Raw genomic sequence first — 13,862 nt, 5'->3', positions numbered from 1 at the left:
GCAATTCGCTGATTTACGGCTCGATCGCATACGAGGGCCTTGAGTCGGCAGCCAGTAACGGTAAACAATATGTTACTTCTCATTTCCATCCGGATTGATCGATGACCTCCCGCTCGCGTTTTTTGGCATGGCTATTGTTGCCCGTGCTCGCGTTGTGCAGCCTTGTTGCCTCTGCCAACACCCCGGAAGGCGCCTCACAAGCGCTGCACCTGATTGACTACATTGGTGCTGACTATCCGCCCACAGTTGAAAACGGCAAGGTTATTGATGAGACCGAATACCGCGAGCAACTCGAGTTTCTGGCCGTGCTCAAAGGCCTGCTCGCGGACTTGCCGCAACGCCCTGAGCGTGAGGAGCTGCTGCAAGGCGTGAACGCCCTGCAAAGCGCCATCGAACAGCGTGTAGACGGCACCGCCGTTGCGCATGAAGCACGTCAGTTGGGTGCCAAACTGGCGGTGGCCTACGAGGTCAGCCAGGCCCCCGCCATTACCCCTGACCCTACCCGTGGCGCACCCTTGTATGCCCAGCATTGCTCGGTGTGCCACGGTGAAACCGGCGCCGGTGACGGCCCTGCCAGTGTCGGTATGACGCCGCCGCCTGCGAACCTGCGTGACGCGCAGCGCCTGGACCGGCTGAGCCTCTACGCGATCTACAACACCCTTGGCCTGGGGGTTGAAGGCACCGATATGCCTTCGTTTGCTGATCAGCTGGACGAGCGTCAGCGCTGGGACCTGGCCACCTACATCGCCGGGCTGAGTGCCGACCCGAGTGCCAGCAAGGCAGACAAAACCTACAACCTGGCGGACCTTGCCCGTCAAACCCCGAATGAAGTGCTGGCGGCTGAAGGCCCCGAGGCGACCGCAACGTTCCGTGCCCAGCGGGCGCAGCCGCCGCAAGTCAAACGCGGCCCGGCGCAGCTGCTCGACTACACCAGCGCCACCCTGGATAAAAGCCTTGCGGCTTACCGCGCCGGTGACCGTGAGCAAGCCTACGACCTGTCGGTGGCGGCTTATCTGGAAGGTTTTGAACTCGTTGAAAGCTCGCTGGATAACGTTGACGCCAATGTGCGCAAAAACACTGAAAAAGCCCTGATGGCCTATCGGCAATCGCTGCAGGACGGCTTGCCGATCGAGCAGGTCGAGCAGCGACTGGAAGCGGCCAAAGTCTTGCTCAAGGAATCTGCCGGGCTGCTGGGCAGCGATGGCCTGAGCTGGACTTTGAGCTATGTCTCCGGGTTGTTGATTTTGCTGCGTGAAGGCCTGGAAGCAATTCTGGTGCTGGCCGCGATCCTGGCTTTCCTGCGCAATACCGGCCAGCAATCGGCGGTGCGCAGTGTCAACGTCGGCTGGGGTCTGGCTCTGGTGGCCGGGCTGGCGACCTGGGCGCTGGCGGCCTATGTGATTGACGTCAGCGGTGCCCAGCGTGAACTGCTGGAAGGTTGTACTGCGCTGTTCGCCAGCGTCATGGTGCTGTGGCTGGGCGTATGGATGCACGACCGTCGTCACGCCGCCGCGTGGCAGGATTACATCAAAAGCAGCCTGGTCAGCGGTGGCGGTCGTTTTGGCTTCGCGATACTGGCGTTCTTTTCGGTGTACCGCGAACTGTTCGAAGTGATCCTGTTCTACGAAACCCTGTGGCTGCAAGCCGGCCCGGCGGGCCACAACGCGGTACTGGCGGGCGGCGCCACGGCACTGGTCTTGCTGATGGGCCTGGCGTGGATCATCCTGCGTGGCTCGGCCAAATTGCCATTGGCGCTGTTTTTCAGCATCAACGCGGCTTTGCTCTGCGCCCTGTCGGTGGTATTCGCCGGGCATGGCGTGAAAGCGCTGCAAGAGGCGGGCATCTTTGGCACGCGGCCTGTCGCGTTCTTCGACTTCGACTGGCTGGGTATTCATGCAGATGCGTACTCGCTGAGTGCGCAGGCCGTAGCCATTTTGGCAATTATCGTGTTGTACGGCCGAAGCAAACTGGCGGAAAAGCGTCGGGTGCAGGCTTCTTAAATCCTTATACACCTCCCCTCAGTGGGAGCGGCAACACTCAGGAGCAATTCTCTATGCGTGTCTGGATCGACGCAGACGCCTGCCCCAAGGCGGCAAAGGATCAGGTCATCAAGTTCGCTCTCAAGCGTCAGTTTGAGGTGGTGCTGGTGGCAGGGCAGAGCCAGATCAAACCGACCTACGCCCTGGTCAAACTGATTGTGGTGCCCAGCGGCCCGGATGCGGCGGATGATTATCTGGTGGAGCACGCCGTGCCCGGCGAACTGGTGATTTGCAGCGATGTGCCGTTGGCCGACCGGCTGGTCAAAAAGGGCGTTGCCGCGCTGGACCCGCGCGGCAAGGAGTTTGACCCGCAAAACATGGGCGAGCGCCTGGCGGTGCGTAATCTGTTTACCGATCTGCGCGAGCAAGGCCAGGTCAGCGGCGGGCAGGGTGCCTATGGCGAACGCGACAAGCAGGCGTTCGCCAATGCCCTGGACCGTATCCTGACCCGGCTGGCACGGGGTTGATCAGTTTTTTTGCGTCAGCTCAAGCACGCGGTCAACCATCTTGTTGATCCCTGACGCTGCTTCGCTGATGGATTTGGCGAGCATATAGGCCGGGGTGCTGACCAGCTTGCGGGCCTTGTCCTCGACAATTTCCGACACTTCACACTCTTGGTGGGTGCCACCCATTTTGGTGACGGCTGCAGCGGTATCTGCGTCGGTGCCGATGGTGCAGATCACGCCTGGGCCATAAATCTTGGCGGCAATGGCAGGTGAGATGCACATCAGGCCAATCGGTTTGCCAGCTTCGGCAAAGGCTTCGGCCAGGCTCAGCACATCAGCCTGAACCGAGCACGCAGCACCATCGGTGGCAAAGCTGGAGAGGTTTTTGGCGGCACCAAACCCGCCCGGTATGATCAGGGCGTCAAAATCCTCGACCTTGGCCTCACGAATATCCTTGATCTCGCCCCGGGCAATCCGCGCTGACTCCACCAGTACGTTGCGTGACTCGGGCATTGGCTCGCCGGTCAGGTGGTTGATGACATGCAGTTGTGCAATGTCGGGGGCAAAGCACTGTACTTTGGCGCCGCGCTGGTCCAGGCGTAGCAGGGTGATCACGCTTTCGTGGATCTCGGCGCCGTCATAGACGCCGCAGCCGGAAAGAATCACGGCAACTTTTTTAGTGGTCATGTCGATCTCCTTGTTCATGGCATTAATGTCGCCTGATTTGGCGCTTGATGCCATAGGGTTTCGCAGCAAGTGCGCCTACGCTTGATGGAATACCGCTCGGGGTGTGCCATGAAGCTGATTCTGTATGCCGTACCGTTTTTCTTTGTGCTGATTGCTGTCGAGCTGCTGGCCGACCGCTGGCGCGCAATGCACACCTATCGCCTGGCTGACACTATCAGCAGCCTGAGCGCCGGTGTGCTGTCGACCACCACCGGTTTGCTGACCAAAGGCGTGGGGCTGATCACCTACGCGCTGGCACTGAAATATCTGGCGCTGCTGCAATTGCCCGAAGACAGTCTGTGGGTGTGGCTGTTTGCGTTTGTCTTCTACGATTTTTGCTACTACTGGCACCACCGCCTGGGGCATGAGCGCAACGTGCTCTGGGCCGCGCATTCGGTGCATCATCAGAGCGAAGACTACAACCTGTCCACCGCCCTGCGCCAAACCAGCACCGGGTTTGTGCTTGGTTGGGTCTTTTACCTGCCAATGGCGGTGCTGGGTGTGCCGCTGCCGGTATTTGTCACCGTGGCCACCGTCAACCTGCTCTATCAGTTCTGGGTCCATACCCGCCATGTGCCCAAGCTGGGCTGGTTCGAGTGGTTGTTTGTGACACCTTCCAATCATCGGGCTCACCATGCGCAGAATGCTCTGTATATGGATCGCAATTACGGTGGAGTGTTCATTGTCTGGGACCGTTTGTTCGGCACTTTTCAGGAAGAAGACGACGCCGAACCGGTGATTTTCGGCGTGACCACACCGCTGCAAAGCTGGAATCCGCTGTGGGCCAACTGGCAGTTCTATGGCCAGTTGCTGGCTGATGCGCAGCGCACCGAGCGCTGGCGGGACAAGCTGCGGATATGGTTTATGCCCACGGGCTGGCGTCCGGCGGATGTAGCGGCGAAGTACCCGATAAACAAGCCGGACCTGAGCCGGTTTGTAAAATTCGAGGTGCCACTGGCACGGCGCCAACAGGTGTATATCGCGGCGCAATTTGCAGTTTATCTGGCGCTGGGCAGTTATTTGCTGAATCTGGGCGAGACGTTGTCGCCCCAGGCGCTGATGCTGGGCTGGGGGTATATGGCGTTGGGGCTGTTTGTGCTGGGGGCAGGTCTGGAGAACCGGCCCTGGGCGCTGAAACTTGAGTGGCTGCGCCTGGCGCTCAACCTGCCACTGGTCTGGCTGGCCCCTGTGGCCGGTCTGTGGCCGGCCAGCGCATTGGGCTGGGTCGGCCTGTCCAGTTACACCCTGTTGAGCGTGATGGGGCTCTACGTGTGCAGAAACCGTATCACTCGGCTGGCGGGTTGCTGACTTCGGCGTTGCTCTTGTTTTTCTCTTCAAGAGCGGTCTGTCTGGCCAGGCGTGCATTCTTGAAGCGGCGTCGGGCCCACAGGCACAGGCCGATCAGGAGCAAGGCACCGAGCACCCACAGCTCATATTTCTTGACGTTGCCCAGCAAGCCTTCGAGCACGGCGCCAAAGTGATAGGCGGCGGTAGCCAGGGCAATGGCCCAGATGGCCGCACCAATGCCGTTGAGCAGCAAATAGCGGCCCGGAGGGTAGCCTGACAGGCCGATTGCCACGGGCATGACGGTACGCAGGCCGTAGACGAAGCGGAAACTCAGGACCCAGATATCCGGGTGCCTGCGAATGTGCTCCAGCGCCTTGTCGCCCATAAGTTGCCAGCGCGGTTTGCGCGCCAACAGTTTGCGGCCGTGCTTGCGCCCCAGGAAGTACCACAGCTGATCACCGGCATAACTGCCGAGGAATGCCACGATCATGACCAGTTTGAGATCCATGTATCCGCGGAACGCCAAGAAGCCTGCGAGAACCAGAATGGTCTCACCTTCAAAGAACGTCCCTAGAAACAGGGCGAAGTAGCCGAATTCTTGAAGAAATTGTTGGAGCATTGTCTGGATGCTGGCGAAATGAACGCGCAGCCTACGCCTTAAGGGACGTTCGGGAAAGTATCGAAATGTGACTTTGCGTTAACAAGTCCTACAAATCATGTGTATTTGACCTACATCATTAGCGTTGTCATCTAGTGTTCATGGCGAAGCGTTATAACCATGCGCGCAGGTGATTATTGCTTCGAACCTGTGGGAGCTGGCTTGACTGCGATGGGGTTGACTCAGTCAATCTGAAACTCTGCGGTGTTTGAATCGCGAGCAAGCCCGCTCCCGCAGTGTCTGCGTCGGTTGCCCAGGAAACAATTTCGACAAATCGGCCTCTAACCAGTCTCTGGCCCGCATAAAGCGCCCGGGAGCGGTTTAAACCCACAGGCGTTGATGGCATTCTGACAACTTGACTGCTGGTGTCGCTTAACTGTTACGAGAGTCAAACCCGCTCTTACAGGAACATTCAATGAATACCGAAGGACTTGCTGAAATCGTTGCCACTGAAGCTCAGCCGATTGTTGAGCCAGTCCCTGAAACCCCGCCTGAACAGCAAGCCCATGCGCCTGCTGCGGCCGAGTCGCACGCGGCGGTGCATCCGGCGATTGCCGTTCCTGGCCTTGATGACAGCAGCCTGTACATCCATCGTGAGTTGTCGCAATTACAGTTCAACATTCGCGTATTGGAACAAGCGCTGGATGAGTCCTATCCGCTGCTTGAACGCTTGAAGTTTCTGCTGATTTTTTCCAGCAACCTGGATGAGTTTTTCGAAATTCGTGTCGCAGGCCTGAAAAAACAAATCACCTTCGCCCGTGAGCAGGCCGGTGCCGATGGCTTGCAGCCGCATCAGGCGCTGGCCCGCATCAGCGAACTGGTCCACGGCCATGTGGATCGCCAGTACGCGATCCTCAACGACATTCTGTTGCCCGAGCTTGAAAAGCATCAGGTGCGCTTTATCCGTCGCCGGCACTGGAACACCAAGATCAAGGCGTGGGTACGCAAGTTCTTCCGCGACGAAATCGCGCCGATCATCACGCCGATTGGCCTGGACCCGACGCACCCGTTCCCGTTGCTGGTGAACAAGAGCCTGAACTTTATCGTCGAGCTGGAAGGCATCGATGCCTTTGGTCGTGATTCAGGCCTGGCGATCATCCCGGCACCGCGTCTGTTGCCACGCGTGATCAAACTGCCTGAAGACGTGGGTGGGGCAGGCGACAACTATGTGTTCCTGTCGTCGATGATTCACGCCCACGCCGATGACCTGTTTCAAGGCATGAAGGTGAAAGGCTGCTACCAGTTCCGCCTGACCCGTAACGCCGATCTGGCGGTTGATACCGAAGATGTTGAAGACCTGGCCCGTGCGCTGCGTGGCGAGTTGTTCTCGCGTCGATACGGCGATGCCGTACGCCTGGAAGTGGCCGACACATGCCCCAAGCATCTGTCCGACTACCTGCTCAAGCAGTTCAGCCTGCATGAGACCGAGTTGTATCAGGTGAATGGTCCGGTCAACCTGACACGCCTTTTCAGCATCACCAGCCTCGACAGCCACCCTGAGCTGCAATACACGCCGTTTACCCCGGCGATTCCCAAGCTGTTGCAGAACAGCGAGAACATTTTTAGCGTGGTCAGCAAACAGGACATCTTGCTGCTGCACCCGTTTGAGTCGTTTACTCCGGTCGTCGACTTGCTTCGCCAGGCTGCCAAGGATCCGCATGTGCTGGCCGTACGCCAGACCCTGTACCGCAGCGGCGCCAACTCGGAAATCGTTGATGCGCTGGTTGATGCGGCGCGTAACGGTAAAGAAGTAACCGCGGTGATCGAGCTGCGTGCGCGCTTTGACGAAGAGTCCAACCTGCAACTGGCCAGTCGCCTGCAAGCTGCCGGTGCGGTAGTGATCTATGGCGTAGTCGGTTTCAAGACCCACGCCAAGATGATGCTGATTCTGCGCCGTGAGGCGGGGGAGATCGTGCGTTACGCGCATCTGGGTACCGGCAACTACCACGCCGGCAACGCCAAGCTTTACACCGACTACAGCTTGCTGACCTCCGACGACGCGCTGTGTGAAGACGTCGGCAAGTTGTTCAGCCAGTTGATCGGCATGGGCAAGACGCTGCGCATGAAAAAACTGCTGCATGCGCCTTTCACTTTGAAAAAGGGCATGCTGGACATGATTGCCCGCGAGACCCAGTTCGCTGTTGAAGGCAAACCGGCGCATATCATCGCCAAGTTCAACTCGCTGACCGATCCGAAAATCATCCGTGCGCTGTACAAGGCCAGTCAGTCCGGCGTGCGTATTGATCTGGTGGTACGCGGGATGTGCTGCCTGCGTCCCGGGATTGCCGGCGTTTCGCACAATATTCATGTGCGTTCGATCATCGGTCGCTTCCTGGAGCACACACGGGTGTTCTACTTCCTCAATGGCGGCGAGGAGCAGATGTTCCTGTCGAGTGCCGACTGGATGGAGCGCAATCTCGATAAACGTGTTGAGACGTGCTTCCCGGTCGAGGGTAAAAAGCTGATTCTGCGGGTCAAGAAGGAGCTTGAGTGCTATCTGACGGACAACACCCACAGCTGGAGCCTTCAGTCGGACGGGCGGTATATCCGCAATACGCCAACGGGCAACCAGAACCCGCGCAGTGCGCAAGCCACGCTGCTTGAGCGTCTGAGCCTGCCGGTACTGGCCGTGAGTACCGGGCCATCGGTATAACGCTGTAACGACTGTGGGAGCGAGCCTGCTCGCTCCCACAGTTGGTTTGAGTTGTGCCCGGTCAGGAAACCGTCAGCACAATTCCGACCCGGGTCAGCCATTGCGCTTCTTGTTCGAAGTCAGCCTGGGTCAGCGGGTTCTGTTCCAGCCAGCCGTCGGGGAAGATGACGTCCAGGTGATCGCCCTCGGCGCGCAGCTTCACCTGCGAGGCTTCCTGGTTGCCACGGATGTGGTAGAACAGGATCGCAAAGCGCAACAGCACGCACAGGCGAATCAGCTTGATGCCGTCTTCGCCAAATTCGGCGAACTTGTCTTTAGGAATGTTGCGACGATGGCCGCGCACCAGCAGCGCGAGCATTTGCTGGTCTTCGCGTGAGAAACCAGCCAGGTCGGAGTGCTCTATCAAGTAGGCGCCGTGCTTGTGGTAATGATAGTGGGCAATGTCCAGCCCGACTTCATGCACCTTGGCCGCCCAGCTCAGCAGTTCACGCCATACACCGTCCTTGAGGCCCCACGACTTGGCCACTTGATCGAAGGCGCGCAGCGCCTTGCGTTCAACCCGTGCGGCTTGCTCGCGATCGACATGGTAACGGTCCATCAGCGAGCTGAGGGTGCGCTCACGCACGTCTTCGTGGTGATGGCGGCCCAGAAGGTCGTACAGCACGCCTTCGCGCAGGGCGCCGTCACAGTGATCCATACGTTGCAGTTCAAGGGCGTCGAAGATTGCTTCAAGAATCGCCAGCCCGGCCGGGAAGATGGCGCGACGGTCGGGCTTGATGCCTTCGAAGTCGATCTTGTCCGCGTCGCCCAGCTTGAACAGCTTGCGCTTGAGCCAGGACAGGCCTTCGGCGTTTACTTCGCCGTTACCATGACCGCCCGCCTTGAGCGCCAGGCCAATGGCCCGAATGGTACCCGAAGAGCCGATGGCCTCATCCCAGGTCAGGCGGTGCAGGGCGTGCTCGATGCTCATGATTTCCAGGCGTGCAGCCGTGTAGGCCTGGGCGTAGCGTGCCGGGGTGATCTTGCCGTCGCGGAAATAGCGCTGGGTAAAGCTGACGCAGCCCATTTGCAGGCTTTCGCGTAGCAGGGGCTCAAAACGCTGGCCAATGATGAACTCGGTACTGCCGCCGCCGATGTCGGCCACCAGGCGTTTGCCCGGCGTGTCGGCGAGGGTGTGGGACACACCCAGGTAGATCAGGCGCGCTTCTTCACGACCGGAAATCACTTCAACGGTGTGACCCAGGATCTCTTCGGCACGCACGATAAACTCGTTGCGGTTGCGCGCCTCGCGCAATGCGTTGGTTCCCACAATACGCACGGCACCCAACGGCATACCGTTGATCAGTTGGGCGAAACGCTTGAGGCAATCGAGCCCGCGCTGCATGGATTCTTCGCTGAGCTTGCGTTCTTCGTCGATGCCGGCAGCTAACTGCACCTTGTCACCAAGACGCTCAAGTATGCGGATTTCGCCGTTCTGGGCCTTGGCCACCACCATGTGAAAGCTGTTAGAACCCAGATCAATGGCGGCGATCAGGGACGGATTCCTTGCTTGGGATTGGGGCATGGTTGAGGGGTCTCGGTCGATAACCCGGCCATCGTGCCACGATCAAAGGCTCGCGCCAACGCGTGATATCACCTGCCTTGATGTGGAGCACGAAAGCAATGAGGTTAGCTGTTATCCGAGGCCTCGTGTTTTCAGGCTCTACGATTCCCGTAGCCTCGTACCTCGTCAGTGACTACAACGTTCCGATGAAATTCGCCAGTTCCGGGGTTTGCGGGTTGGCGAACAGCACTTTGGGGTCACCCACTTCATGCACCTTGCCCTGGTGCATAAACACCAGTTTGTCGCCAACTTCACGGGCAAAACGCATCTCGTGGGTGACCATGATCAGCGTCATGCCTTCACGGGCCAGCTGACGCACCACGCTGAGCACTTCATTGACCAGCTCCGGGTCGAGGGCCGAGGTGATCTCATCACACAACAGCACCTTGGGTGACATGGCCAAAGCCCGGGCAATCGCCACCCGCTGCTGTTGACCGCCCGACAGGCGCTCCGGGAAGGCGTCGAACTTGTCGCCCAGCCCCACCCGTTCCAGCATCTGGCGCGCCAGTTCGGCGGCCTTGGCTTTGGGCACCTTTTGCACCACTTGCGGGGCCAGCATGACGTTTTCGCCCACGCTCAGGTGCGGGAACAGATTGAACTGCTGAAACACCATGCCGACCTTCTGGCGCAGGCTTCGCAAGTCTGCGCGGGCGGCATCCAGGTATTCGTCATCGACCTCAATCACCCCGTCGTTAATGGACTCCAGCCCGTTCAGGGTTCTGAGCAAGGTACTCTTGCCCGAGCCGCTGCGGCCAATGATAGCGACCACCTGGCCCTGTTCGACCGTCAGGTCGATGCCTTTGAGCACGTGGTGGTCGCCGTAGTATTTATGCAGGGCGGTAACTCTAAGCAGAGGCATGCAGTCTCCTTTCCAGATAGCGCGCACTGAGCGACAGGGGGTAGCACAAGAGGAAGTAACCCAGAGCCACCAGGCCATAGACCATGAAAGGCTCGAAGGTGGCATTGGCCAGCATGCTGCCGGTCTTGGTCAATTCGGTGAATCCAATAATCGAGGTCACGGCAGTGCCTTTGATGACCTGCACCGAAAAGCCGACGGTCGGCGCGATGGCGACCCGCAAGGCTTGCGGCAGGATCACGTAGCGCAATTGCTCCAGCGGGCTGAGTGCCAGGCTGGCCGAGGCCTCCCACTGGCCGTGGGCAATCGACTCGACGCAGCCGCGCCAGATCTCGGCCAGGTAGGCACTGGTGAACAATGTCAGCGCCAGGGCCGCGGCCATCCACGGCGAAATATCGATGCCCAGCAGGGCAATGCCAAAGAAGATCAAAAACAGCTGCATCAGCAGGGGCGTACCCTGGAACAGCTCTATATAACCGCGCGCCAGAGTGCGGGCGAAGCGGCTTTTGGAAATGCGCATCAGCAACACCAGCAAGCCGATAAAGCCGCCGCCGATAAACGCAACAAGAGACAGGGCGACTGTCCACTGCAAACCCGTCAGCAAGTTACGCACGATGTCCCAGAACGTGAAATCCATCAGCGACTCCTGCTCAGGTAGCGGCGGCCGAACCAGTTCAGTAACTGGCGGATCAACAAGGCCATGCACAGGTAAATCAGGGTGGTCAGGACGTAGGTTTCGAAGCTGCGAAAATTGCGTGACTGAATGAAATTGGCAAAAAAGCTCAGCTCTTCAGTGGCAATTTGCGAGCAGACCGCCGAGCCGAGCATCACGATGATGATCTGGCTGCTCAGAGCTGGCCAAACCTTGGCCAGCGCCGGTTGCAGGACCACATGGCGGAACGCCTCGAATCGGCTCATGGCCAGTGCAGATGCTGCTTCCAGCTGACCTTTGGGGATCGCCTGAATACCTGCGCGGATAATTTCCGTGGAATAGGCACCCAGGTTGATCACCATCGCCAGCACCGCGGCCTGCCACTCGCTGATATGCACACCCAGGCCCGGCAAGCCGAAAAAGATAAAAAATAGCTGCACCAGAAACGGCGTGTTGCGGATCAACTCGACATACAACCCGAACAACGCAGCGAAAGGTCGAATATTCCACGCCCGGACCACGGCGCCGACAATCCCCAGGCTGACGCCGAATACTGTGCCGATCGCTGTCAGTTCAAGGGTAAACAGGGCGCCGCGTAATAACAGGTCGCTGTTTTGCAGCACCGGTAAAAAGTCGAACTGATAAGCCATGATTGACCCCGTCGCAAAGTGTCAGAGGTCAGCTGGCAGCGGCTCTTTAAGCCATTGCAGCGCGTTTTTTTCCAGGCTGCCGTCAGCCTTGGCCGTGGCCAGAATCTGGTTCACCTTGTCCAGCAACTCGGGCTGGCCCTTGTTCACGCCGACGTAGACCGGTGAATCCTTGAGCTTGAGTTTCATGGCCGGGATGCGCTTGGGGTTGCGTTCGCTGATGGCGACCATCACCACGTTGCCGCTGGCGATCAGGTCCACCTGGCCTGCCAGATACGCGGCGATGGTCGAGTTGTTGTCTTCGAAGCGTTTGATGGTCACGCCGGCTGGCGCCACGTTGGTCAGTTCGATGTCTTCGATGGCGCCACGGGTCACGCTGATGGTTTTACCCTTGAGGTCATCCAGGGTCTTGATCTGCGCGTCTGGCGGGCCAAATACGCCAAGGTAGAACGGCGCATAAGCGTGGGAAAAATCGATGACTTTTTCACGATCCGGGTTTTTGCCCAAGCTGGAAATCACTACATCGACTTTGCCGGTGGTCAGATAGGGCACACGGTTGGTGCTGTTTACGGGCGTCAGTTCAAGTTTGACCTTGAGCTGATCGGCCAGCAATTTGGCGGTGTCGATATCCAGCCCGCGAGGCTGCATGTCCGGGCCGACCGAGCCGAAGGGCGGAAAATCCTGGGGGACTGCGACCTTGAGGGTGCCGCGTGCCATCACCTCATCGAGGTCACTGGCGTGGGCCGGGGCCTGGCTCAGCATCAGGCTGGCGAACAAGGCGCAAATCAAGGCGCTGTAACGCTGGGTCATGGCAATTCTCCGGAAAGGGCGCGCGGTGGTGTGCGCCGTTGAGCCAGAGCACAGGCCATGCCAACAGGGCTTTTATGACCGCCAGGGCTGATTTCAGAAGGCATGCGGCGGTCTGACTGGTCTGAACAGTGATGACGTTTTTTGCACCTCTATCGGGCGTTTCTCACAGGGCTTGAACCGGCTTGGGGCGTGACTTGCCGAGCGTTGGCAATAGCTTTACAACTACGCCTTTCCTGAGCCGATCAAGCCGAGTTGTGATGAATTCAAGCGCACGGGCCGTACCCGAAGTGGCATTGCTGGCCATTCGTAAATTGATCGCCGAAAACGCTTTTGCGCCGGGAGATGCCTTGCCGTCGCAGCGCGAGCTGGCGGTGCAGTTGGGGGTCAGCCGGGCATCGCTGCGCGAGGCGTTATCTTCGCTCAGTGCCCTGGGCGTGATCAGTGTGCAGCCGGGTAAAGGCGTGTATGTGCAGGCCGCGCAAGCAGATGTCCCGGTTGTTCCGGTTACGGACTGGCCCTATGCAGCCCAGGCCTGCCCGCAGGATATTTTCCAGCTGCGATACGCACTGGAAGGTTTCGCTGCGGGGCTGGCGGCGGTGCGCTTGACCCGCGACGAACTGGATGTGTTGCAGGACAATGTCGAGGCAATGCGCCATGAGTTACGCGCCGGGGATTTTGAGCGTGCCGCGCAGCTGGACTTCGAGTTCCATCAACTGATCCTGCGTGCCAGTGGCAATCAGGCAATGGCCACTATGCTGATCACCCGTGGCGATATTTTTCTGGAAAGCCAGAAGCTGCCGTTTATCCGCCCGGAGCGGGCCATGGAAACCTGGCAGGAGCACCGCAAAATCCTCCGGGCCCTGGCCCGTCATGCCAGCGGCCCTGCACAAAAGGCCATGAGCGAGCACATTCGCCAGGCTGCCTCGCGAACCGGGATTGCCTTCGTCACCCCCGACGGCTCCTGAAACGGGCGATATCTGCACTCATGCACCACTATAGTGAGAGTCAATCGTCCCTCACCTTCCTGAACGCGGTGATGACAGCTATGATGTGCTACGTTTTTGCTTACAACCACGGAGACTTCCATGAGCAGCGATCTTATTAAACACGTCACCGACGCTAGCTTTGAGGCCGATGTTCTCAAGGCTGAAGGCGCTGTACTGGTCGACTACTGGGCTGAATGGTGTGGCCCTTGCAAAATGATCGCGCCGGTTCTGGACGAGATCGCAGAGACTTACAAAGGCAAGCTGACTGTTGCCAAGCTGAACATTGATGAAAACCAGGAAACCCCGGCCAAGCACGGCGTACGCGGTATTCCTACGCTGATGCTGTTCAAGAACGGCAACGTTGAAGCCACCAAGGTCGGTGCGCTGTCGAAGTCGCAGTTGGCTGCATTCCTCGACGCCAATATCTAAGCGTCGATAAAAGCCCCGCTAAATGCGGGGCTTTTTCATGGCTCAAGGACTAGACGCTATGAAACTCAAG

Annotated in this window: 13 protein-coding genes; 6 read left to right on the top strand and 7 right to left on the bottom strand. The window is 58.9% G+C overall.

All coding sequences use genetic code 11. From position 1 onward, the window contains the following. Positions 1–101 precede the first annotated feature (101 nt). Positions 102–2,000, top strand: a complete 1,899-nt coding sequence (locus tag ACP7BE_RS20820; RefSeq protein WP_095017801.1) for a cytochrome c/FTR1 family iron permease — start codon at positions 102–104, stop codon at positions 1,998–2,000. Between the two features lie 53 nt (positions 2,001–2,053). Then, a complete protein-coding gene (locus tag ACP7BE_RS20815) occupies positions 2,054–2,506 on the top strand; it encodes a YaiI/YqxD family protein (protein WP_016783011.1) in 453 nt (150 codons plus the stop codon). Here ACP7BE_RS20815 and elbB read toward each other — a convergent pair whose 3' ends face one another. Then, positions 2,507–3,172: an isoprenoid biosynthesis glyoxalase ElbB gene (elbB, locus tag ACP7BE_RS20810; RefSeq protein ID WP_095000691.1), complete on the bottom strand. Its 666-nt coding sequence runs from the start codon at positions 3,170–3,172 to the stop codon at positions 2,507–2,509. It abuts the gene before it with no gap. A gap of 108 nt (positions 3,173–3,280) precedes the next feature. On the opposite strand from elbB, the gene ACP7BE_RS20805 reads away from it, so the two are divergent. Next, a complete protein-coding gene (locus ACP7BE_RS20805; protein ID WP_150628911.1) occupies positions 3,281–4,519 on the top strand; it encodes a sterol desaturase family protein in 1,239 nt (412 codons plus the stop codon). On the opposite strand, the gene ACP7BE_RS20800 is transcribed toward ACP7BE_RS20805, so the two are convergent. Then, positions 4,497–5,117, bottom strand: coding sequence for a DedA family protein (locus ACP7BE_RS20800; RefSeq protein ID WP_086799407.1), 621 nt, complete (start codon positions 5,115–5,117; stop codon positions 4,497–4,499). The two genes, ACP7BE_RS20805 and ACP7BE_RS20800, sit on opposite strands and share 23 nt — an antisense overlap. Before the next feature lie 454 nt (positions 5,118–5,571). Between ACP7BE_RS20800 and ppk1 the strand changes: the two genes are divergently transcribed. Continuing rightward, a complete protein-coding gene (gene ppk1 / locus ACP7BE_RS20795) occupies positions 5,572–7,809 on the top strand; it encodes a polyphosphate kinase 1 (RefSeq protein WP_095000693.1) in 2,238 nt (745 codons plus the stop codon). A gap of 61 nt (positions 7,810–7,870) precedes the next feature. On the opposite strand, the gene ppx is transcribed toward ppk1, so the two are convergent. From ppx to ACP7BE_RS20770, 5 genes are all read right to left on the bottom strand, one after another. Next, on the bottom strand, positions 7,871–9,373 hold the full coding sequence (gene ppx / locus ACP7BE_RS20790; protein ID WP_095000694.1) for an exopolyphosphatase: 1,503 nt from the start codon (positions 9,371–9,373) through the stop codon (positions 7,871–7,873). A gap of 172 nt (positions 9,374–9,545) precedes the next feature. Continuing rightward, a complete protein-coding gene (locus tag ACP7BE_RS20785) occupies positions 9,546–10,271 on the bottom strand; it encodes an amino acid ABC transporter ATP-binding protein (protein ID WP_095000695.1) in 726 nt (241 codons plus the stop codon). Next, on the bottom strand, positions 10,258–10,908 hold the full coding sequence (locus ACP7BE_RS20780; RefSeq protein WP_169916205.1) for an amino acid ABC transporter permease: 651 nt from the start codon (positions 10,906–10,908) through the stop codon (positions 10,258–10,260). Before ACP7BE_RS20780 ends, ACP7BE_RS20785 begins: the two co-directional genes overlap by 14 nt. Beyond that, positions 10,905–11,570: an amino acid ABC transporter permease gene (locus tag ACP7BE_RS20775; protein ID WP_095000697.1), complete on the bottom strand. Its 666-nt coding sequence runs from the start codon at positions 11,568–11,570 to the stop codon at positions 10,905–10,907. Before ACP7BE_RS20775 ends, ACP7BE_RS20780 begins: the two co-directional genes overlap by 4 nt. Positions 11,571–11,591: 21 nt before the next feature. Then, positions 11,592–12,377: a transporter substrate-binding domain-containing protein gene (locus ACP7BE_RS20770; RefSeq protein ID WP_095000698.1), complete on the bottom strand. Its 786-nt coding sequence runs from the start codon at positions 12,375–12,377 to the stop codon at positions 11,592–11,594. 257 nt (positions 12,378–12,634) lie between these two features. On the opposite strand from ACP7BE_RS20770, the gene ACP7BE_RS20765 reads away from it, so the two are divergent. Both ACP7BE_RS20765 and trxA read left to right on the top strand, forming a co-directional pair. Next, the gene (locus tag ACP7BE_RS20765) at positions 12,635–13,342 is read left to right on the top strand and encodes a FadR/GntR family transcriptional regulator (protein WP_095000699.1); all 708 of its coding nucleotides are present in this window, start codon (positions 12,635–12,637) and stop codon (positions 13,340–13,342) included. 120 nt (positions 13,343–13,462) lie between these two features. Continuing rightward, the gene (gene trxA, locus ACP7BE_RS20760) at positions 13,463–13,792 is read left to right on the top strand and encodes a thioredoxin TrxA (protein WP_016783018.1); all 330 of its coding nucleotides are present in this window, start codon (positions 13,463–13,465) and stop codon (positions 13,790–13,792) included. Positions 13,793–13,862 lie beyond the last annotated feature (70 nt).

Origin of the sequence: Pseudomonas sp. TWR1-1-3 (assembly GCF_049896805.1) — a bacterium.
In the GTDB taxonomy this organism is placed as follows: domain Bacteria; phylum Pseudomonadota; class Gammaproteobacteria; order Pseudomonadales; family Pseudomonadaceae; genus Aquipseudomonas; species Aquipseudomonas bubulae.
Note: the sequence above shows the minus strand (reverse complement) of the source record. Positions and strands in the feature narration are given on the sequence as shown.

Excerpts from the sequence above, each read along its gene's own strand:
- ACP7BE_RS20820 (WP_095017801.1), top strand. The coding sequence starts at position 102 with ATGACCTCCCGCTCGCGTTTTTTGGCATGGCTATTGTTGCCCGTGCTC.
- ACP7BE_RS20815 (WP_016783011.1), top strand. The coding sequence starts at position 2,054 with ATGCGTGTCTGGATCGACGCAGACGCCTGCCCCAAGGCGGCAAAGGAT.
- elbB (WP_095000691.1), bottom strand. The coding sequence starts at position 3,172 with ATGACCACTAAAAAAGTTGCCGTGATTCTTTCCGGCTGCGGCGTCTAT.
- ACP7BE_RS20805 (WP_150628911.1), top strand. The coding sequence starts at position 3,281 with ATGAAGCTGATTCTGTATGCCGTACCGTTTTTCTTTGTGCTGATTGCT.
- ACP7BE_RS20800 (WP_086799407.1), bottom strand. The coding sequence starts at position 5,117 with ATGCTCCAACAATTTCTTCAAGAATTCGGCTACTTCGCCCTGTTTCTA.
- ppk1 (WP_095000693.1), top strand. The coding sequence starts at position 5,572 with ATGAATACCGAAGGACTTGCTGAAATCGTTGCCACTGAAGCTCAGCCG.
- ppx (WP_095000694.1), bottom strand. The coding sequence starts at position 9,373 with ATGCCCCAATCCCAAGCAAGGAATCCGTCCCTGATCGCCGCCATTGAT.
- ACP7BE_RS20785 (WP_095000695.1), bottom strand. The coding sequence starts at position 10,271 with ATGCCTCTGCTTAGAGTTACCGCCCTGCATAAATACTACGGCGACCAC.
- ACP7BE_RS20775 (WP_095000697.1), bottom strand. The coding sequence starts at position 11,570 with ATGGCTTATCAGTTCGACTTTTTACCGGTGCTGCAAAACAGCGACCTG.
- ACP7BE_RS20770 (WP_095000698.1), bottom strand. The coding sequence starts at position 12,377 with ATGACCCAGCGTTACAGCGCCTTGATTTGCGCCTTGTTCGCCAGCCTG.
- ACP7BE_RS20765 (WP_095000699.1), top strand. The coding sequence starts at position 12,635 with ATGAATTCAAGCGCACGGGCCGTACCCGAAGTGGCATTGCTGGCCATT.
- trxA (WP_016783018.1), top strand. The coding sequence starts at position 13,463 with ATGAGCAGCGATCTTATTAAACACGTCACCGACGCTAGCTTTGAGGCC.